20 protein-coding genes are annotated in these 20984 nt (G+C 58.0%); 11 read left to right on the top strand and 9 right to left on the bottom strand.

The genetic code is table 11. The features are described from left to right. Positions 1-13 precede the first annotated feature (13 nt). A complete protein-coding gene (locus tag ABIQ96_RS02770) occupies positions 14-928 on the top strand; it encodes a hypothetical protein (RefSeq protein ID WP_348213015.1) in 915 nt (304 codons plus the stop codon). Positions 929-981: 53 nt separating this feature from the next. Beyond that, on the top strand, positions 982-1401 hold the full coding sequence (locus ABIQ96_RS02765) for a ferredoxin (protein ID WP_348213014.1): 420 nt from the start codon (positions 982-984) through the stop codon (positions 1399-1401). A 102-nt stretch (positions 1402-1503) separates the two neighbouring features. Here the strand turns inward: ABIQ96_RS02765 and ABIQ96_RS02760 are convergent, their stop codons facing one another. Then, positions 1504-2079, bottom strand: a complete 576-nt coding sequence (locus tag ABIQ96_RS02760) for a hypothetical protein (RefSeq protein WP_348213013.1) — start codon at positions 2077-2079, stop codon at positions 1504-1506. Positions 2080-2280: 201 nt separating this feature from the next. Between ABIQ96_RS02760 and ABIQ96_RS02755 the strand changes: the two genes are divergently transcribed. Further along, positions 2281-3465: a Gfo/Idh/MocA family oxidoreductase gene (locus ABIQ96_RS02755; protein WP_348213012.1), complete on the top strand. Its 1185-nt coding sequence runs from the start codon at positions 2281-2283 to the stop codon at positions 3463-3465. A 29-nt stretch (positions 3466-3494) separates the two neighbouring features. Here ABIQ96_RS02755 and ABIQ96_RS02750 read toward each other — a convergent pair whose 3' ends face one another. The 3 genes from ABIQ96_RS02750 to hflK form a co-directional block, all read right to left on the bottom strand. Next, complete coding sequence (locus ABIQ96_RS02750; protein WP_348213011.1) at positions 3495-4586, bottom strand: DUF4034 domain-containing protein; 1092 nt, start codon at positions 4584-4586, stop codon at positions 3495-3497. Positions 4587-4736: 150 nt separating this feature from the next. Then, positions 4737-5714: a protease modulator HflC gene (hflC, locus tag ABIQ96_RS02745; protein ID WP_348213010.1), complete on the bottom strand. Its 978-nt coding sequence runs from the start codon at positions 5712-5714 to the stop codon at positions 4737-4739. A gap of 19 nt (positions 5715-5733) precedes the next feature. Then, positions 5734-6705, bottom strand: a complete 972-nt coding sequence (gene hflK / locus ABIQ96_RS02740) for an FtsH protease activity modulator HflK (RefSeq protein WP_348213009.1) — start codon at positions 6703-6705, stop codon at positions 5734-5736. Positions 6706-6919: 214 nt separating this feature from the next. Here hflK and ABIQ96_RS02735 point away from each other — a divergent pair, with 214 nt between their 5' ends. Beyond that, positions 6920-8101 (top strand): hypothetical protein, encoded by a 1182-nt coding sequence (locus ABIQ96_RS02735; RefSeq protein ID WP_348213008.1) that lies wholly within the window; start codon positions 6920-6922, stop codon positions 8099-8101. 233 nt (positions 8102-8334) lie between these two features. Continuing rightward, positions 8335-9021 carry a DUF642 domain-containing protein gene (locus ABIQ96_RS02730; RefSeq protein ID WP_348213007.1) on the top strand — a complete coding sequence of 229 codons (687 nt, stop codon included), beginning with the start codon at positions 8335-8337 and terminating at the stop codon, positions 9019-9021. Between the two features lie 7 nt (positions 9022-9028). On the opposite strand, the gene ABIQ96_RS02725 is transcribed toward ABIQ96_RS02730, so the two are convergent. Genes ABIQ96_RS02725 through ABIQ96_RS02705 form a run of 5 tightly spaced genes read right to left on the bottom strand, consistent with a single transcriptional unit; the run spans position 9029 to position 14424 of the window. Further along, positions 9029-9763, bottom strand: coding sequence for a PspA/IM30 family protein (locus ABIQ96_RS02725; RefSeq protein WP_348213006.1), 735 nt, complete (start codon positions 9761-9763; stop codon positions 9029-9031). Positions 9764-9793: 30 nt separating this feature from the next. Further along, on the bottom strand, positions 9794-10681 hold the full coding sequence (locus ABIQ96_RS02720) for a hypothetical protein (protein ID WP_348213005.1): 888 nt from the start codon (positions 10679-10681) through the stop codon (positions 9794-9796). Continuing rightward, the gene (locus tag ABIQ96_RS02715) at positions 10678-11565 is read right to left on the bottom strand and encodes an ABC transporter ATP-binding protein (protein ID WP_348213004.1); all 888 of its coding nucleotides are present in this window, start codon (positions 11563-11565) and stop codon (positions 10678-10680) included. The genes ABIQ96_RS02720 and ABIQ96_RS02715 overlap by 4 nt, the downstream gene beginning before the upstream one ends. Beyond that, entirely contained in the window at positions 11552-12640 is a 1089-nt protein-coding gene (locus ABIQ96_RS02710; protein ID WP_348213003.1) for an ABC transporter permease subunit, read from the bottom strand. The genes ABIQ96_RS02715 and ABIQ96_RS02710 overlap by 14 nt, the downstream gene beginning before the upstream one ends. Before the next feature lie 41 nt (positions 12641-12681). Beyond that, a complete protein-coding gene (locus ABIQ96_RS02705) occupies positions 12682-14424 on the bottom strand; it encodes a phosphate ABC transporter substrate-binding/OmpA family protein (RefSeq protein WP_348213002.1) in 1743 nt (580 codons plus the stop codon). Between the two features lie 186 nt (positions 14425-14610). On the opposite strand from ABIQ96_RS02705, the gene ABIQ96_RS02700 reads away from it, so the two are divergent. The 6 genes from ABIQ96_RS02700 to ABIQ96_RS02675 all read left to right on the top strand — a co-directional run bounded on the left by ABIQ96_RS02700 (position 14611) and on the right by ABIQ96_RS02675 (position 20984). Then, entirely contained in the window at positions 14611-15513 is a 903-nt protein-coding gene (locus tag ABIQ96_RS02700; RefSeq protein ID WP_348213001.1) for a ThuA domain-containing protein, read from the top strand. Positions 15514-15607: 94 nt separating this feature from the next. Further along, positions 15608-16591, top strand: coding sequence for a MoxR family ATPase (locus ABIQ96_RS02695; protein ID WP_348213000.1), 984 nt, complete (start codon positions 15608-15610; stop codon positions 16589-16591). 12 nt (positions 16592-16603) lie between these two features. Then, the gene (locus ABIQ96_RS02690) at positions 16604-17497 is read left to right on the top strand and encodes a DUF58 domain-containing protein (RefSeq protein WP_348212999.1); all 894 of its coding nucleotides are present in this window, start codon (positions 16604-16606) and stop codon (positions 17495-17497) included. 7 nt (positions 17498-17504) lie between these two features. After that, positions 17505-18017, top strand: coding sequence for a hypothetical protein (locus tag ABIQ96_RS02685; protein ID WP_348212998.1), 513 nt, complete (start codon positions 17505-17507; stop codon positions 18015-18017). After that, entirely contained in the window at positions 18014-19030 is a 1017-nt protein-coding gene (locus ABIQ96_RS02680) for a VWA domain-containing protein (protein ID WP_348212997.1), read from the top strand. Before ABIQ96_RS02685 ends, ABIQ96_RS02680 begins: the two co-directional genes overlap by 4 nt. Positions 19031-19034: 4 nt before the next feature. Then, complete coding sequence (locus tag ABIQ96_RS02675; RefSeq protein WP_348212996.1) at positions 19035-20984, top strand: VWA domain-containing protein; 1950 nt, start codon at positions 19035-19037, stop codon at positions 20982-20984.

The following is a 20984-nucleotide window of genomic DNA, read 5'->3' as shown; positions in this document are numbered from 1 at the left end:
CGTTCGCTAGAAAATGAAAACCGCACTCACCATCATCTTCTTTGCCGCCGTGAACTTTAGTCGCGGTGGCACTCTTCGCATTTCTGAGGTGGCAGACCAAGCTTCCGACAACACGGAGCAAATGACATTGTCTTGGAAAGGCAATGATAAGGTGATGTTCGTTAAGAAGGTCAACGTTCTTGGTGATGCTGATGTCAAACTGGCGGTGCCGAACTACGGATTAGATAATGGTTTCTACGTGGAATTGACCGACAATGGAGCAAGGAAGCTGAAGGAGGCCACCGGGAAGATGATCTACGGAAAAGACCGCCTTGCGATCATCGTGGCGGGACAGCTAATTAGCGCACCGGTCGTTCAAGCACCACTTGGGGGAGAATTCATGATTTCTGGTTTGGAGGATCGTGGGCCGCGCGAGATCGATGATTTGGCCCGCAAGATGTCGGGGCGACCTCCGCGACCTGAGGGGGTGGAGCCGCCAGCACTAAACCCCAATAAGGTGGGCGGAGAAAAGGGCGTAGTTACGAAGTCACCAATTCTTCCGGTAATTTATCCTCAAATGGACAAGTCGGCGAAGGACTTCGACATGGTTGTCTTTGTGGAGGGCATTAAGATTTCCCATCCGAAAGGTAAGGTAAACGTGCGGGATTTGGGCGGTCTCATGTCAACTACTATGGAGTTGGCGAAAACTCTCCATACAGACTCAACGTCGAAACCAATGATAGCTTCGAACTGCGACTTTATTCAGGCGCTCGCACACAACTTTCCGGAAGTCGCTTCGCTCACCCAAAAAACAACCAATGGCAAAATTACGATCGAATCACTGAATGATGCGATGTCACCCTATATCAAAGGTGATAGGTCTTGGCCTTTAAAATCACAAGGAAGCGGACAAGCAGCACCATCCGACGGCGAGAAACCCACAAATTGAATTCGAGCTTCCATCCCTCCGCGGATACGCTCACACGTTCGAAGATAATTCCGATGAATTTCACGCATCGATACCCACTCAACGTCGCAGGGAAGTTCTACGTCGATGACCAATGCACCGACTGCGACCTTTGTCGTGAATGCGCTCCTCAAAATATTAGGAGGGATGATCGCTATGGCCAGTCATACGTATTTAAGCAGCCTGAATCAGAAGAGGAGGTGGCCGCGATCATGGAGGGCGTCGAAGGATGCCCTACCGAAGCCGTCAGGAACGATGGAGACTTACATGATTGGAATCAGGAACCGATTATCGATTGGAACGAGCGATTGAGACGCTATGGCTACGACGTTGATTTCGAAATAGCAGTGCCAGTAGTTCCATTTGAGGACACGGCCGAGGAAGAGCGGATCGCAATGAGCAAATGGATGGGCGAGAACAAGAAGGCGTGGTGGAAGAGGTTGTTTCATGGGTAACCCCACAAAGAATCAGATAGCAAGAGGAGGCGCCCCACTAGCATTTTGCCCCGCTTCTTAACGCTGGGCGCATGGTCACCGACGCCGCCACAGTTTCCCCCATCAACCGCGCCATGCCTGATGGATGGCATCGAGGACGGTTTTTTCGGCGGTGGCGTTTTGTAGCGGGGCGTCGTCGGAGAGTTCGCGAAGGATGATGCCGGGCATGAGGTGGGTGAGTTTCAGAACCAAGGGCGGCGTGGCATATAATCCTCCGGCCGCGAGCTCGGCGGCGCGTGAGTCGCCGATGCCGAGAGCCAACGTGTAGAGCATGGCGTAGCTGGTTTCCAAAACGTTCAGGGCGACACGGTCGTCGCGCACCATCCGTGAAAGCGGGTGCTCGCGGAGTTTCCCGTAGAAGCCCGCCAGCGAACCGGCCACTCCCATGACGGCTTCCTTCACTGCCGCGCCGGCGGATCCTTTTTCGTCGTAGGAAAGATTTTGGAGCCGGATGATGCGCAGTTCGGAGCCGATGACGATTTCCTTCAGAGTGAGAGAGAGCGGAATATCGGCTTTGACCTTTTCATCTTCAAGCTGGCCGTCGATGGCATTGATGATGTCGCGCTCGAGGGCGATGACGTCGTTCACATACATCGTTAGACTGTGATGGTGTTTTTCGTGGGTGGTGGTGGTTGTCATGATGGACTCCTTCCTAGCGATGGACATGCCATGCTGGAAAAGCGGGGAATGTCCCGTGCTTTCAATGATCCGGAGCTGACAACGCGCGGCGGGCCGTTGCAGCTTGCAGGATGAAGTTGCAAATCGAGGCACAGTCCGCGGGCTTGCCATTGGTTTTCAGCGGTCTGTTTCCCGGTACGCCGTCTGCAAAAGACAGCCCTTGTGAAAACCACGCGCCAACCTCCCTTCACCGGATCCGCAACCACACTTCCCACCACCGCAGGCACCGCCGTCGGGTCTTCGGAGAAAACGGAATCGCAGGAAACCGTCCTCGCTCCACCCGACGAGCAGCCGCAGGTTTTGAAAATCGAGGAAGCCCCTGCCCGCCAGCTTGGATTCGCCATCGTGGGACTTGGGAAGCTCGCCCTTGAAGAAGTCATGCCCGCATTCGGCGAGTGCAAACTTGCCAAGCCGGTCGCCCTCGTGAGCGGTCACCGCGAAAAGGCGGTGAAAGTCGCCCATGCCCATCACATCCCGGAGAGCTCGATCTACAATTACGAAAACTTCGACCGGATCGCGGATGATCCGTCCATCGACGTCGTTTACATCATCCTGCCCAACAGCATGCATGCCGAATTCACCATCCGCGCGCTCAAGGCGGGCAAACACGTGCTCTGCGAGAAGCCGATGGCCGTCAGCGTGGAAGAAGGACAATCCATGGCCCGCGCCGGCCGGGAGGCGGGTAAGAAATTGGGAATCGCCTACCGCCTGCACTACGAGCCTCTGAACATGCAAGTGATGAAATGGTGCCGGGAGAAGAAGTTCGGCAAAATCAAAAGCTTTGTTTCCAGCAACTGCCAGATCGTCGAGGCACCTAACATCCGGCTCAGCAGGGAACTGGGCGGCGGTCCGGTGAGCGACACCGGCATCTACTCGATCAATGCCGCCCGCTACTGCATCGGTGAGGAACCCATCGCCGTCACGGCGGTGGCGTGTTTTCCGGACGACGATCCCCGCTTCAGGGAGGTCCCGGAAAGCGTGTCATTCATCCTCACCTATCCGTCCGGCGTCATCGCCACTTGTGACACGTCATTCGGCACTATCGAAGGCCGCCGCTACCGGGTGCAATGCGACAACGGCTACATTGAAATGGACCCGTCCTTCAGCTATCGCGGCCTCAAATTAAAAACCAAAGCGCTGTTGGAAGGGGACGAATCCTCCGAGGTCTCCGAAATCAACCTGCGCCAGAAAAACCATTTCGCCGAACAAATGGACGGCTTTTGCAAGGCCATCATCAACGACACCGAAGTCGTCACTCCGGCGTCGATGGGCATCGCCGACTTGAGAATCATCGCCGCCATTCGGGAGTCTTACGAATCCGGGAAACCCGTTAAAATCGATTCGTAATCATGCAGGCACTCGCGGCTAACACCATTTCACCAGTCGCCGGTTTCCGCCCAGTGCCGGTAGTGCGCGAACCTCTCCGGCTTCGGAAAAACGGAGGGGAGATAGGTATCGCCTAGCAGATCATACATTTCCTTCGCATAGGCCTGGTCGGAGGCCATGGTCGCGAGAAGCGCCGCCTCGTTGATGAAAGCGAGTGAGTCCGGATATTTCGCGCGCAACTGCTTCAGACCTTCCTTGGTCTTCGGCCAGGACGCCTTGGAATTGCGGAAAATCTGGTCGTAATAATGGCGCTGATCGATGACGATGCGGGCGTAGAGTTCATCGCCCAGGCCATCCTTTCGCGCGGCGGCTTTCAGGGCATAGGCTTCCCAATCGCCGGGCTCGCCATACCAGCGGGGCAAGAGCGAATAGGCCCGCTGGCGATCATGTCCATGATAGGTCGGCTCAAGGGCCACACCTTCCTCGACGATCTGATCGAACGCCTTCTTCGACCAGCCCTGACCAAGGGCGGTGGTGATGGCGACGTTCCACCACATGGGATCCTTCTCCGGAAAGTCCCGCGATGCCTGGAGAATTTTCACGGCGGACTCCAAGCGCTTTTCAAAGCTGTAGTTCTCCTTTTCCGACACCGAGGCGGCATAGCCGCTGCCACGCACGAACCATGCATAGTTCACGAAGAAATTCGCATGCGCCACCTGAGCGGTGATGGATGCGGGCCTGGCCCTGACCCATTCCTGATGGATGTTCCCGGCCGCTTTCCAATTCGCGTCCGGCTCGTCATCGCCGCGCTCGAACGAGACATAGAACTGGCGGATTTTCCAAGATCCATCCCGGAACAAGGATTTGTTAGCACGGAGATCCGCCGCGAGTTTCTCCAAGTCGTCGAATCGGCGCTCATCGAACATTTTGCGGCTTGTGGCCGAGAAAGCATCGATCTCCTGCTGAACCGGATCGACGACCGCTTTTAGTTTTTTCGCAGCTTCCAATTCCGACTGATCGATATTTTCAGTAGCGCCGTCCGCAGTCTCTCCCGTGCCTCCCGATGATGACTCCCTCTCTCTACAGCCGGCAACGGCGCCGATCAAAATCGATAGAAGGCAGATAGAAATGCGGAGAGTCATGAGAATTTTGTAGCGGGCGGAGGCATCTTCCGGCGAGATTGTTCTGCGGTGAAGTTGCGAGGAAGGGTGAAGTGAGAATTTCTTTGGCTATCCGGAGGCATCCCGCTGCGCGGGCGGGATGAAGTCCCGCGCTCCAGTGGATGCGTGCGGCTAGTGCTCCGCCGGTTTCTCAATGCTTTTGAAGAGACGGAAGAGGTCGCTGTCCGAGGTGAGGATGACGGTGCTGTCTTTGCCGAGCGATTTCTCATAGACCTCGAGGGTCTTGGTGAAATGATAGAAATCCGCCGCGGTGGGACTCGAGCTGTAGGCGGTGGCATAGATGCCGGTGGCTTCGGCATCGGCCTTGCCTTTGATTTCCTGCTCGGTGCGGTAGGCTCCGGACTCGATGGAGAGCAGGTCGCGCTCCTTGCGGCCGATGATTTTCGCGGCCTCGCCCGCACCTTCGGAGCGGAAGCGGTCGGCGATCTGCTGGCGCTCGGAACTCATGCGGGCGTAGATTTTCTCGATGACTCCGGATTTGTAGTTGATGCGCTTGAAGCGGACGTCGAGCAGCTCGATGCCCCAGGCTTCGACTTTGGGCTGGGCTTTTTTGAGGATCTCGTCGTTGAGAACGCCGCGGCCGTAACGGATGGCTGGCAGCAGACCGAGGCTGGAGTTCTCGATGACGAGGGCCTCGTCGCGCTCCGGCTTGCGGTCCTTTTCGCTGCGGATCACCTCGATGAGATCGTGCGAGGCGATGACGTCGAGGGTCGCGCTGCCGATGATGTCATCCAGCCGCGAGAGGGCGCTGCGCTCGTCACGGAGTTTCTCGAAGAAGACCTTGGGATTGGAAATACGCCAGCGGGCGAAGTTGTCCACGCTGATGTAGAGCTTGTCGCGGGTGGGCATGTCGGTGGCGGGTCCGTCCCACTCGAGGAGGCGCTTTTCGAGGCGGTTCACCTGTTGGATGAAAGGCTTTTTGAAATGCAGGCCGGCTTCGTTTTTCGCGGGGTCCGCGTTGATCGGATCGCCCACGGGTTTTCCGAACTCGGTGATGAAGACCTGCTCGGTCTGGCTGACCGTGTAAGCGCTGCTGGCGATGACGACGGCGGCGACGGCAAGGAAGAAAATGATGACGGGTGTTTTCATGGAAATGATTTGTTAGGAATCACTTGTTGAGATTCATGAGAGGGAGGAACTGTTTGGCGTCCTCGTCGAGAATGATCTTGGGGCCGAGCTTGGGCAGCACCTCGCTCATGGTTTCCAGATAGAGACGCTGCTTGGTGATGGCGGGGGCCTTGTCATATTGGGCTAACAGCTCCTTAAAGCGGACGACGTCGCCCTGCGCCTGGTTGACGCGCTGCACGGCAAATCCTTCCGCTCCGGAAATCCGCTGTTCGGCGAGGCCCTTGGCCTTCGGGATGACACGGTTGTATTCGCCATTGGCCTCGTTGATCATGGTGGAGCGATCCTGTTGGGCGCGGTTCACTTCATCGAACGAGCGCTGCACAGGACCGGGAGGGTGCACATTCTTAAGCTGGACCTGCTCGGCGGAAATCCCCATCGAGAGATGCTCGAGGATAACCTTGAGACGCATCAGGGACGCCACTTCGATCTCGTTGCGGCCGATGGTGAGTACCTCGTCCACAGTGCGGTCGCCGATGACCTCGCACATCACACTCTCGGTGATGTCCCGCAGCGTGGAGCCGGGATTGCGAACACGGAAGAGATACTTTTCCGGGTCCGTGATGCTGTATTGGATGATCCACTCGACGTTGGCGGCATTGAGATCGCCGGTGACCATATCGCGTTCTTTGGCGGGCTCGTCTCCCACTTGGTCGGGGTTGGAGGCATTGGAGGAGCCGAAGCCGAACTCGAGTTTGAGCTGGCGGCGGATCGGCACGATGGTGGAAGTGTCGATGCCGTAGGGCAGCTTGAAATGCAGGCCGGGCGGTGCGATTTCGGTGAATTTCCCGAATCTCTGGACGATGGCGACGGCTTCGGGACTCACGGTGTAAAACGAGGTAAACACGCCGATCAACACGAAAACCGCCAGAGGCACGGCAACGAACCAACCGAACGGAATGTTGAACTTCGGACGGGGAAATGTGATGGTGTTGACGACTGGGGGTGGTTTCATAAAGGAGTTCAATGGCTGGCTACCGATCTTGATCCGGCTGGATTGGGTTCCACCATAGGGTGCATTCCGGTGTTTGGAACGTGGAAAATCCAAGAGAAATCCCAACAGGTGGGCACTAGGACGGACGGGCTTTTGTCGTTCGCTGGTTATCGGTTGGGTGAAGTTGCTCCACCTGACGTCGTGCCGCCAAAAGAGTCTTTGCAAAATCTAGCGGATGGGTTCCATTGCCGCGGTGAACGCGTTTGCCCACTCCCACCCTCTTCCCATTTCGAAGCCATCCCCGCGCGGCGGCACCTTTCGCCTGCTTTCCGCAGCGTTCGCGCTTTTCGTCGGCAGCACCGCTATCGGTCATGCTGCGGAATCGGTCCAGCTTCGTGATTACAACCCGCTGCACGCGAAAGGATCGACCTGGGTGTATTCCCGCTTCGAGTCGCCCGACGACAAGAACCCATCAGCGACCAAGGTGACTCTGGTGGAAGAATCCATCCCGATATCGCTTTATAACGGCCTCGAGGGACAAATCAGCTACGCGGTGAATGCCATCAAAAGCAGCGAGGAACGCGGCCATCTCCTGAACGGAGAGTTCGTGCCGGCGAACGGGAAGGATGATTGGAAAGTGTTCGTCTATACCGCCGCCAGTGGTGGATACCGCTACTATGGAAATGACCGGGTCGTCCGGGGAAGCTACGACAAGATCGCATCGACGTTCCGGGTGGCCAATGGTTTCCGCGTACCAAACGACGTTTTCAAGGGAAATACAGTCAACGATTTCAAGAAGGTTTACGGCGATGGCAAGCTGCTAGGTGCCGGCCTGTTCGCTTTCACCTATCTGGGAAAGGAGTCGGTCACGGTGCCGGCGGGAACGTTTGACGATTGCATTCACCTGCGCTTCCAACTCGGAAAAAACCAAAATGCCGAGATCGGCGAAGAGTGGTGGGCCCGCGGCGTGGGCCTCGTCAAGTGGAGAGGAATCACCGGCGAGCAGAAGGGAATTTCCGAAACCCTGGTCTCGATGGACCTCAAAAAATTCGTTCCGTTCAAACCGGCCGATATCAAAATCGGAGGGCCGAACCTAACCAATACGACCACGAACTGGTATAACCTGCAATTGCCCGAGTATGTCGGGGGATCCGCTCCGGTCTCAGCGACTTTCACCATCACCAACCGGGGAACCCAAGTGCTCAAGGACTTGTCGGTGGAAATAAGCCCGAACGATTACTTCACGATCAATCCCTTCAGGACGCGAAATCTGAAAGGAGGGGAAAGTGTCAACGTCACCGTGCGCCTGTCGTCCCCCACCCCAACGTTCGAAGCCAACGCGATTATCCGGGTCCGGAGTTCCGACCCTCAGGTTGACGGGGCGGTGGTGCAGTTATACCGGCTTGCGCTTTTTTAACGGTGCGCCACTGAGGGTTTGGCGTCTTCGGAGGGGAATTCCATTCGACCACGCGTCCCCGCAGCGATGGGTGACAAGGTGAGTGTCTGGCGGTGAATTTTGGGCTTCTCAAAATAGTTCGGAAAGGTTAAGCTTCCTGAGGGATTCGCCTATTTTAGCGCGTATTCCCGATTCAACCCCCAACGATTGGCGAGAGAAACCTGGTTTCCCGCCCCTGTAGACGCCAGACCCCCATGCATCGTTCCCAACTTCTTTTCGTCCTATCCGCGCTTTGCCTGCCGAATCTTCATGCGGCGAATATCATCGACCAGATCTACGGCCCGGGTGCGGGCAGCTTTGAAGTCCCCGACCCCAGCATCGGCACTTATGCCACCTATCAGTCCGGGTCCACGGCCATCACCGGCTGGACGGTCAACACGGTGAACATCGACTGGGTGAGAGACAGCATTTGGAACGCGTCGAATGGTCATTACTCCATCGACATGAACGGCACTCAGCCAAACAACCAGCCAAGCCTCCCCGGTGGGATTCAAACCATGATTCCGACCACCGCCGGGTCCACCTATCGGGTGACTTTCGACATCGCAGGGTTTGTTTCCGCGGGGAATACGACCAACCCGAAAACCATGAATGTCACGGCGGGAGGAATCACCACGTCATTCAGCCTGACAACTACTAACATTTACAGCGGAACCTTGGTCACGCCTCTGGCCCTCAACTGGACGACAGTGGTCTTTAACTTCGTAGCAACCGGTGCCTCCAGCGTGGTTTCCTTCGTTTCCACGGTCACCAATGGCGACGGCTCGGCGATGCTGCTGGACAACGTGGTGATCGAGGCAGTCCCCGAGCCGGCTTCGTCCGTGATCTTCGGGATCGGCGTCGCAGGATTGGCACTGCGCCGCCGGAGAGCCGCCCGCTAACTGGAAACTACTCCGGAGTCATTTCCTTGCGCACTTCGGTGGCGGCAGGAGTTTGGTTTCCGGGAACCGCCATGCCGAGTTCGGCGGCGAGATCGGCGAGAGCAATGTCTTCGAGGGCTTCGCGTTCGGAAGCTTGTTCCTTGAAACGGGTGGTGTCCAGGCTGTCGCGGGCGACGCGGGCGCGGCCGGCGGCTTTGGTGTTTTCCTCCTCGACCATCTGATGGAGCCGGTCGAGCGTGTCGCCGGAGCCGCCGATGGTGGTGAGCATGCCGCTGGCCATTTCGTTCATCTCCGCGAGGGCCTTGTTCATCTTCATGCCATCGAGATCCTTGCGCAGCGCTTCGATCTTGCCGCGGGCGGTCTTGATGGCGGTGTCGCGGGAAAGGACGAGTTCCTTGTAGGTTTTTTCCGCGTCGTTGAGCTGGGAGCGGTTATCGGCGAGGTCCTTGCGGATGCGCTGGAGTTCGAGGGCGATCTCGCCGGCGAGGCGTTGGTTGCCAGCGCGGAGATTGGCGGCGGCTTTGGCCTTGAGGTCCTGTTCCTCGGCTTCCTGGCGTTTCACCTGGGAGATGAGTTTCTCACAGAGGCCGGCATGGGCGGAGAGGCCCTGATTGAACTGGGCGATCTGCTTGCGCAGATTTTCCTTTTCCAGTTCGAGCAGGGCTTCGGGGTTGCGCTTTTCAAGCCCCGAAACGAAGAGGCCGAGGAAACCCCGGAAGATGTTGGACAGACGGCGGAACATGGCGTGTTTTTCGTTTTTAGTTAGGGATGGTCATTGCGGGATGGCGGTCCGGCCCGCATTGCCTGATAGAAGGGGCGGCGCCGGTTCGTCATCGTAAATCTGCGAAAAGGAGGTCTCGGAGAAAAGCTTCTCGGAAGTTTGGAGGGATTGGGAAATCGTGTCGATCTGGACGCTGAGTCCGGCGGAGTCGCTCATGGTCATGCCGACTTCGCAGAGATGGGTGATCTGCTGCTCGGTTTTTTCGATTTCCGCAGTGACGAGTTCCAGACCGTCGGAGGCCTTATGGTGGTTGTCCAAGCGCTCGCGAATGGTGACCACACGGTCGCGGATGGAAGTGGTCAGCCGGCTTTCGGGCATGCCGGAGGATTGGTCGCGGGTCTGGGTGATGGCGAGCTGGGTTTCGGCGGACTTGAGCTCGGCTTCGATTTGCTCGCGATGGGTGGCGCCAAGGAACCGCTCGAGGCCGGACCGCTGATGGAGCAATTTCAGATAGAGCCAGAGCATGCGCTCGAGCGACTCATCGCGGAAACCATCGACGCTGGTGGTTCCCTCTTTCGCGTTCATGCTGCGGCGGAGGTTGAGCAGATCCATGCAGCGGCGGCGCAAAACATTGAAGCGGTGCGCATCGGCAGGATTCAGGAATGCCATCAGCTGCTGGAACCGCTGGGTCGCGTCGGCTGGCAAGGTTTGAGGAATCATCCGCTGGCCTTTCAGCACGTTTTGAAATCGCGGATTGAGTCCGAGAAATCCTAGATATCCGAGTTCGGCGGCGGCGAGAAACGGCAGCCAGGCGAGCGCTCCGCCACTCAGGACGGCGGCAGTCACGCCGGCTCCCAAGCCAAGCAGATGCCAGTGCCAGGTAAATGCCCGCTTCAGCCCGTCGCCGAGCTTTTCGGATGATTCCGATCCCTTATTCACGATGTCTGGTTATGTTTTTCATCCTCCAGTTTGTCGAGCAGCGACCGCACGTGGCGGACTGAATCGAGGAACGCGGGTTCCATCTGCATTTCCCGTGCCGGACGATCCGGCGGCGCAACGGCAAACTGGCGAGCGATGGTTCCGGGCGACGGAGTGAAGATAAACACGCGATCCCCGAGGTAAACGGCCTCGGGAATGTCATGGGTAATGAAAAACACGGTGGCCTCTAATTCACGCCAAAGCGAGACGAGCAAATCCTGCATGCGCTGGCGGGTCGTCGGATCCAAGGCACCGAACGGCTCGTCCATCAGGATGATGCGCGGGTGCATGATCAGGGTGCGGGCGATGGCGACCCGCTGGTTCATGCCGCCGCTGAGCTGGTGCGGGTATTTGTTTCCATCGTTCTTCGGATCGAGTCCGACCTTGGCGATCCATTCGCGGGCGCGTTCGAGACGTTCTTTTTCCGGAACTTGCCGGCATTCGAGCCCGAAGGCGACGTTGTCGAGAACCGTGCGGTGAGGGAAATTCGCATAATCCTGGAAAACGAAACCGCGGTCGGGACCGGGCTCCGTCACCGGCTCCCCGTGCACCAGCACCGATCCGGATGTCGCGGGAAACTGCGGAGCCAGTCCGGCGATGAGACGCAACACGGTGCTTTTTCCACAACCACTCGGGCCGAGCACGCCAATGAATTCTCCGATCTTCGGAATGTCCTCCACCGAAAAGGTGACGTCCTTGATCGCAGTAAACGCACGGGACGTTCCCGCATCGAATGTCTTCGAAACGTTCTTGAAATCGACCACCAGCGGTGCGGCTTTCGAAGGGGTTTCCACTTCCTTCAGTTCACAGGCCTGCTCGGAAGTTGTTAGCTCAATTTTCGCCATGTTGAATGTGGGGGAAAAGCTGGCGTTGCAGCAGCATGATCGACCGGTCGATGATCCAGGCCAGCAGCGAAATGATGAAGAGGCACAGATAAATGTGTTCCTGGAAACCGCGGCGCTGGCTGTTGATGATAAGCGCGCCGATGCCGGTCTTCGCATTGATCACCTCGGCTAACATGATGTAGCCGAATGCCAGGCCAAAAATCAGACGCAGGCTGTTGACGATATCGGGGAGGGCCAGCGGCAGAATCACTTTCCGCAACACCTGATGGCCCGCGATCGGGAACCAAAGCACGAATCCAATCACAAATCCGATGCCGAAGCGTCCCCATGCCGCGACGGTCAAAAACCCGGACGCCCACACGGAACCGGAGCCTTCAACAGCTTCTGCCGTTAGAGCTCCACCCGAACTTTCCTTCAGCAGGTGCCAGCCGACCATGACCAGAAGACCATAGACCACACCGGCGAACAGGGCGATGCGCGCGCCCTTTTTCCGCGATTCCCGTGCTCCTAGCGTGTAGGCGGTGTCGATGAAACGATCCGGCACTGCATGGACCGTGTTCACCGTGTCGAAGATGATGAAAGCGATGGTTGCCAGAAAAATAAACATCACCTTGTTGAACTCGCCGAGGCCGAACCAAACCAACGTCAAAGGAATCAACGCCGCGATGGGGATGCTGCGGCCGAACAACACCAGCGGTTTGAAAAACGAATTCACCCGCAAATAGCTGCCGGAAATGATTCCCAACGGAACACCGATCGAAGTTGCCAATAGAAATCCACCTAACACCCGAAGCAGGGAAATCACAATGCTGCGGGAGAGTTCGCGGTGCCACAATTCGGGAAATGACTGGAAGGTCTCTTTTGGAGTGGGAAGCGTGTAGGCATCCACGATCCGCGAGTCCCCTTCGCCTGATGATAGAAACCACCAGACGAGGAGAACAAATCCGATGCAGCCCGCGCCGAAGACGAGTCCTTCGGCATAGGTCGGCGTGTCTCGGATCGTCCAGACCCGCTTCCACCAGGTTTTTAAAAACGCGGGCTTAGGGGCCGTGGCCAGTGCTTCCGGTTCGCTCATTTCAATGGGTTTTGATCCGCCATCCGAGGCGCTCGAGGAAATTACTCGGGATTTTCCAGTGCCACGACCTTGATCTCAACACGGCGGTTGAGGGCATGGTTGTTAGGATCGTTGGAGTCGAAAGGACGCTCCCAGCCAAGTCCGTCGGTGGAAAACTGGTTCGAGTTGAACTCGGGATATTTCTTGAGCAACTCCGTCTTCACAGCAGCGGCGCGGTTGCTGGAAAGTTCCTTCACCATCTCGGCACTCACTTGTCCCTTCATCGATGAATCGGTATGGCCTTCCACGACAATGTTGGCGGCACCGTATTGGGCGGCGAGCTTGCCGACCTCTTCAAGCACGGTATCGACACCCGTTTCATAGGGTTTTTCGACATCCTTGCCATTTTCACGAACCGTGACGGTTTTACGTAGCTCCCATGAGTTCGGATAGAAATGCAGCGTCACGACCTTCGTCAGGATTTCGGTGCCCTCGGCCTTGATCGACTGCACGGTTTTCGGCGCGAAGTTGATCTGATATTCATTGCGGCTCGACTTGTAAGGCTCCTCGCCTTCGAGCTTCTGCAGGATCGTGAAATCCATCACCTGATCGAACGGCACCGCCTGGGAGATACGGTTCATTTTCCGATAGAGAAGATACGCTGTGTTCCAGGTCCGCTCGAAGTTGGCGGGGTTGTTCTGGTTCATGAAGAAGTCGCGGTTCTCGGCATAGTTCGTCGAGTGGGCGTCGCCTAACATTCCAAGCGTGTCGGCTTCCGGGATGCTGTAGAGTTTCGACATGAAACCGGCGGCGGCCTTCTTGCCTTCATCGGTTTTCATTTTGCCCATGCCTTCGAAAATTCCGCGCACGAGGCCTTCACAAATGTCCTTGTGGTCGCGGGCGAAGTCGCCACGCGCGAACCAGACGTCGGCGATGAGTTTGTTCGCGGTGGCGGTGCTCACCAGCATGTGGTTGCCCTTGATCTCGCTGAGATTGTAGATGTCCGGAGCCCACGAGACGCAGGCGGCGATGGACTTGTCGCTGTTGAAAGCGGCAGCGGCTTGGAACGCATCCTCGGTGTAAACGAAGTCCACTTCACCGGGCTGCACGCCGCCATTCACCAGGGCGTTGAGCAGGAAATACTCGGAAGGAGAGTTCTGAGCGAGCACGACCTTCTTGCCCTTGAGGTCGGAAACCGTCGGCTTGTTAGGATCGCGTGCGGCGCTGGTGCGGATCACGATGCCGTCACCGCCGTTCGAGAAGTCCACCTGTTGGAAAACACGCGGCATGATGCGCGCATCCTTTTTCAACTCGTCCATAAACAACGGAAGCATGTCCAGGGTCGCCCAACCGATGTGAACCTTCCCGGAGGCGTAGGCATCCCGCATAGTCACCGGATTATCGATCAGCACCAGCTCCACCTTGAAAGGCTCGCCACCGGGAGTGGTCCAAATTTTTCCGGGATTCGAGCCTTCATTCTGGAGAATGATCGGTGCCCAGCCGGCCCATACATTGAGGGCGAATTTCACCGTGCGGGCATTCATCGGATCATAACCGCTGGTGTCCTTGATGGCGGGCAGTTTCTCGCTCGGCTTGAAAGCGTATTCCTTGACGGTGGTCGGCACGTTCGAGTCGGCGGCTTCGACACCCTTCACGTCTGTTAGCTCCTCCTGGGAAATCGTGACCGGTTTGCCGGAATCGTTCTTGGGGAAAATCACCGAGCGGAATCCGTAGGCCACGAGGGCCGCGATCACGCAGGCGAGGACGACGAAAAACAACGGTTTGGGGCGGGCTTCATCACTCATGGCTCGAAAGATTGTGTTGCCGCTGCGGAGATTTCAAGCACGCACTTGCAGATTACAAACATCACGGAGGTTTCCAACAACTGCCGGAGATCACCTATCAGGCGCGGAAAAAGGACTCGCTGGGAGCCGCGTCCGCCCCCCATTTATTGGATTGCGTCGGATCACGCCGTGTTCAAACATCCTCCCATGCTCAAAAAATCCACCCTGCTGTTGGCTGTTGTCTCGGGGCTCTCGCTTTCACTCCACGCCGAACCCACGCACAAGATTCTGTTTTTCACGAAATCCAGCGGCTTTGAACACGACGTGATTTCATGGAAAAAAGGCAAACCCAGCCTCGCCGAAAAAGTCTTCCAAGATCTCGGCTCCAAGCATTCGTGGGAATTCGAGTTTTCCAAGGACGGCTCGAAATTCTCGCCCGAGTATCTCGCCGCCTTTGACGCGGTGATTTTCTACACCACCGGCGACCTCACCAGCACGGGGACCGACGGCCAACCGGCGATGACTCCAGCAGGCAAACAGGCTCTTTTCGACTTTGTGAAAGGCGGCAAAGGATTCATCGGCCTGCATTCCGCCGCTGATACCTTCCACACCGCGAACGAGTCCCAAAAAGGCCCTGACCGATACGCCAATCACGGCAAGGACGCCGACTCATACGTCCATTTCCTTGGCGGCGAATTCATCATCCACGGCGACCAACAGAAGGCCGCCAACAAGGTCATTGACACCGCATTTCCGGGCATCGCCGATCTGGGTGAGAGTTTCACTTATAACGAGGAATGGTATTCCCTGAAGGATTTCGCCGCTGACATCCACGTGCTCACGGTGATCGACGCACCAGCCATGAAGGGAAATCCCTATGATCGCCCTCCCTATCCGACCACCTGGGCCCGCGCCGAGGGAAAAGGCCGCGTCTTCTACACCGCGATGGGCCACCGCGACGACATCTGGAGCAACCCTGCCTACCAAAACCTCCTCGTCGGCGCCATCCGCTGGACGACGGGTGATGTGAAGGCCGAGATCCCGCCGAACCTCAAGGAAGCCGCTCCGGGGGCGATGACGAACCCAAAATTCCCCGAGCCGAAGAAATAATCCACGCTGCGCCGCCCCCTCGTGTATCCCGCGATTTTCGTCGCTTTGCCCATTGCACTGATTCGCGGGCATGCCAAAGTCCGCCACGAAATCAATGACTACGGAAAACTTGCAAGAGCGGATCGCGGAGACGAGTGGCTGGATTCAGGCCGTAAAAGACGAGATGGGAAGAGTCCTGGTGGGGCAGGAACGGCTGGTGGACCGGTTGCTGATCGGACTGCTCTGCAATGGCCACATCCTGCTTGAAGGCGTCCCCGGATTGGCGAAAACGCTGGCGGTCAAGGCACTTTCCGGGTCGCTGCATGCTTCGTTCGCGCGCTTCCAATTCACGCCCGACCTGCTGCCCGCCGACTTGGTGGGAACGATGGTTTACCATCCGCAGGAAACGAAGTTTGAGCCGAAGCTCGGACCGATTTTCAACAACCTGATCCTCGCCGACGAAATCAACCGCGCGCCGGCCAAGGTGCAATCCGCGCTGCTCGAAGCGATGCAGGAGCGGCAGGTGACCTTGGGCGACCGCTCGTATCCCCTGCCCCAGCCGTTTCTCGTGCTCGCCACACAGAACCCGATCGACCAAGAGGGAACCTATCAGCTTCCCGAGGCCCAGCTCGACCGCTTCCTCCTCAAGGTCACCGTCGGCTACCCGACGAAGGACGAGGAGCTCGAAATTCTCGACAGGATGGCGACATCCACGCCTCCCTATCAAACGAAGACCGTGGCGACGCCCGAGCAAGTCGCCGGCTCGCGCGAGCTGGTGAACGAGGTTTACATCGACCCGGCGATCCGGAAATACATCGTGCAGATCATCCACACCACGCGCTTCCCGGCGCTGGTTGATGCACCGTTGAAAAACCTCGTCCGCTCCGGTGCCTCGCCACGGGGAACGATCAATCTCGCCCTCACCGCCCGCGCCCGCGCTTTCATGCAAGGCCGGGCGTTTGTCACGCCGCAGGACGTCAAGGACATGGCTCTGGACGTGCTTCGCCACCGGATTCTTCTAACGTATGAAGCCGAGGCCGAGGAAATGACCACCGACTCGGTCATCGAGCGGATCATGAGCAAGGTCGCGGTGCCCTGAGCGTTTTTAGCGATGCTGACCGACGAACAGATCGAGGAAATGATGGCGCGCGTGCGCAAGCTGGAGCTCAAGGCCCGGCGGCTGGTGCGCGAATCGTTTTCCGGTGAATACCTCTCCTCGTTCCGGGGACAGGGATTGGATTTCGACGATTTCCGCGAATACCAGCACGGCGACGAGGTGCGGTTCATCGACTGGAACGTGACGGCGCGGATGAACGCGCCGTTCGTTAGAAAATTCCGCGAGGAGCGCGAGCTGTCGGTGGTGATCGCCGTCGATGTCTCCGGCTCGGCCGATTACGGCAGCGTCTCCCTGAGCAAGCGCGAGGTCGCGGCGGAAACGGCGGCGGTGTTAGGTTTCAGCGCGCTCCACAACGGCGACAAGGTGGGACTGCTCGTTTTCGCCCAGGAACCGATCCTTTTCATCCCACCGGAAAAAGGCAGCCGCCACTTGTTGCGAATGATCCGTGAAATCCTCGTGGCCAAGCCGGACAAGCCCGGGACATCGGTCGCCGAAGCTTGCGATTTCCTGGTCCGTACCCTGCGCAGGAAGTCGCTGGTGTTCATGATCTCCGACTTTTTCTCGGACCCTCTGGAAAAGCCGTTAGGCAAACTTTCCCGCAAGCACGAGACCATCGCGCTGCGGGTGCTCGATCCGCTCGAAGGAAAGCTCCCGAAGGCGGGCCGCGTCATCATGGTCGATCCGGAAACCGGATTCGAGACGCTGATCAACACCGGCAATCCCAACCTGCGCATGGGCTACGCGAAACTGATGCGTCGCCAACTCGAAGGCGTCTCCGCGATTTTCAAGAAGCACGGCATCGACTCCGCGGACTTGAAAACCGACGGTGACACGCTGGCGGCGCTCCACCAGCTTTTAAAAAAGCGCAGCCGCAGGCGATCCGGTTAGAAACCCGATGAACGGAGCACCTCACAACTTTGAATTGCTGGAACCACCCTCTCCCGAGGCGCTGCTTCCCGATCCGTGGGTGGAAACATGGATGATCGTGGCTGCCGCCGCGCTCCTTTTTGGATTGTTAGCCCTGGTGATCTTCCTCAGGAGAAAGAAGTCTGCCACGGCCGATCCGATGGCGATACGACAGGCGGCCTATTCCGAGGCCGTGGCAGCCCTGGAAGCCATCCGCTCGACCGGCACCCGCGAAGTGGCCGTGCAGGGCTCGCTGATCGTCCGCAAATATCTATCAGCCGCCGCCGGCGATCCGGCGCTGTTCGAAACGCACGAGGAATACATTTCACGTCATGAAGCGCTGAAGAATTTCACCGATGAGGCACGCACGGCGGCCGGAACCGGCTTCACCCGCCTCGCCACGTTGAAGTATGCGGCGGATGTTCCCGACGTGGCGGCGGCGGAGGTGATCGCCGGATCACGCGCGCTATTGGAAACCCTTCACCACGGATTCAGGGCATGAGCGATTTTTTCACCCACTTCCGTTTCGCCCAGCCGGGTTGGCTGCTGCTGTTGCTGCCCGCACTATTGTTGCTCGCACTTCGCCGCGGCAAGGGATCGGACGCCGCCGTGGTTTTCCCGAATCTATCCGTTCTCGTCAGCCTCGGCCGACGCGTCAGGCGGGTCGCCTGGAGCATCGGACTGCCTCTCGCTTTCCTCGCGTTGTTCTCAGCCATCCTCGCCATCGCCCGTCCGGTCTGGCGGAATCAATACCAAAGCCGGTCTGCCAGTGGCATCGACATCATGATCGCCTTCGACGTTTCGCTTTCCATGGACATCGACGATTTCGAAGATCAGGGAGGCAGGGCGAAACGCATCGACGTCGCGAAGAAGGTAGTCGATGATTTCATCACCCGACGTCCGGATGACCGGGTGGGCCTGGTCGCTTTCGCGGGGCGGCCGAGGGATGCCAGCCCGATCACTCTGGATCACCAATGGTTGAGAAACGCTCTCAATGAACTGCGCCTGAATGACGATCGCCGGATGGGAACTGTTCAGGAACAAGGCACCGCAATCGGATCGGCACTTGCCGCCGCCGCCAGTCGCTTGGAGGATCGCAACGCCCGCAGCAAGATCATCGTCCTCATCACCGACGGTGCCAGCAACTCGGGAAAAATCTCACCCATCGAGGCGGCCGAGCACGCGAAGACGCTTGGTATCAAGATTTACACAGTCGCCATCGGCACCACGGAAGGCCGCGTGGATCCGACGATCATGCGCTTTCCCTATCAGGAATTTGATCTTCCCACGTTGCAGAAAATCGCATCGCTGACCGGTGCCGAGCATTATTGGGCTCAGGATTTGGCAGCCCTCAGGAAGACCTTCACCACCATCGACCGACTGGAAAAAACGGATGCGAAAAGCCTGACAGTGATCGATGATACCGAGTTGTTTCCGTGGTTCGTGAGCATCACCTTGCTGACCGCCCTCGCCTCCGCCGCCTATATGGCTCTGAACCCTCCACCTTCCGCATGAACCGATGAGTTTCGCCCACCCAGGCTGGCTGGCACTGCTGCTCCTGCTCCCCTTGCTGGGAGCGGTGGCGGTGATGACTTCGCGAATGAGGCGGCGTCAATGGACGGCATTCGTCGCGCCACGATTGCGCGAGGCCTTGCTCAAACGCGGAAGTTCCCTACCCCGTTGGCTCGCCTTTCTTTTCCTGCTCGCCGCATGCGCAGCACTGTCGTTCGCCCTCGCGCGTCCACGTGCGGATGCGGGAACGAAGCTTGAGAAAACCGTCGGCCGCAATGTCATGATCGCTCTCGATATTTCCAAGAGCATGCGGGTCGCCGACGTGAAACCCGACCGTCTCACCCAGGCGAAAATCATCATTTACGAACTCCTCGACGCCATGCCTAACGAACGCATCGGCATGATCGGTTTCGCGGGTTCTCCCTACGTTTATGCACCTCTAACTGTTGACCACAGCGCGGTCAGCGAGATCGTCGATCAGATCGATGAAAAATGGGCGCCGCTCGGCGGTTCAGATCTCGCTTCCGCCGTTCATCTCGCGACCGAGACGTTGAAAAAGACCGGCCAGAAAAACAACGCGCTCGTCATTCTCAGCGATGGGGAAAAACACGAAGGCGATTTGGATGCCATGATCACTGAAGCCGAGCAATCCGGTGTTTACATCGTCGCGATCGGCGTCGGCACTGAAGACGGTGGACCCGTAATTATCCCAGGATCCCCCAATCAACAAATAATGGACGAGACGGGCCGCCCCGTCATCAGCCGCCTGCACCCGGACGTCATGCGCAAGCTCGCTGAGGAAACGAAGGGACGCTTCACCATCGCCGGTTCCGGACTGGATGTTCCCGCGCTGGTGAATTCGGTGGTGAAGGGTCTGGATGCCTTCGAAATGGACGGGCGCGAACGCCGGGTTTCGATTGAATTCTATCAGTGGCTGATGTTGCCGTCGATACTGTTCCTGATTGGTTCCATCGTTGCCGGAACACGCTGGAAGGGAATCCGGACCGCCGCAACCGCCATTGCGGCATTGATGCTAACAGCACCAGGAGCGAAGGCCGGCGAGGCATCCGGCGCCAAGGAAGCCCTGGCCGGGAAAAACTACAAGGCCGCCCGCGAAGCCTATCACAACCTCGCCGAATCGACGAAGGCCCGCGAAACCAAGGCCCGCTACCGATTGGGCGAGGCGACCGCCGCCTACCGCGCGAAAGATTTCCGCGAGGCCCGCACGGCCTACAGCGGGTCGTTGTTGTCGGAAGATCCGATGGTGGACGCGAGCGGCCACCTCGGCATGGGGAACTCCCTGTTTCAGCTCGGCTGGATAGGACTGGCCGGCGAATCCTATCCCCAGGACCCGGCGTCCGTGCCGGACCTCGACAAGTTTGACGACCTCGTCAAGAAGACCCTCGCGAAGATGCGGGAAGCCGAAGAACCGGAAGAAGGCGACACGCCGGGATTCGGCCCCATCGAGTCGCTCATCACAAACTGGGCGGATGCCGTTAGACATTTCGATTCCGCCCTCGCATTGCCCCCGTCGGACCAGGTCGCCCGCCGGAACCGCGACCTGACGATGATCTATCTGAAGCGGCTGAAGGAATTACTGAAGGAGGAGGAACAACAGACCCAACAGTCCATGCCCCAGGCCCAACCCGGTGACGGACCGCCCCAGGAAGGCGACGGCAAGGGAGATCCCAAGGATGGCAAGGGCGGCGAAAAGGGTCCCAAAGACGGCAAGGGTGGCGATGGAGACAAGGACAAAGGCGGAGATAAAGGCGACAAGGATAAAGACAAGGACGGCAAAAAGGACAAGAAAGACGGGGATAAGGGCGACAAGGGAAACAATCCCAACGAGTCACCCGAAGAACGCGCAAAACGCATCCTGAAGGAAAACGCGGACCTCGAAAAAGGTCCTCTCACCCGCGGGCGGCGTGAATTCCAGAACCCGGAGAAAGATTGGTAA

The sequence above is a fragment of the Luteolibacter sp. genome, assembly GCF_039920825.1.
In the GTDB taxonomy this organism is placed as follows: domain Bacteria; phylum Verrucomicrobiota; class Verrucomicrobiia; order Verrucomicrobiales; family Akkermansiaceae; genus Luteolibacter.
The sequence above is the reverse complement of the archived record's forward strand: the minus strand, read 5'-3'. Positions and strand labels throughout refer to the sequence as shown.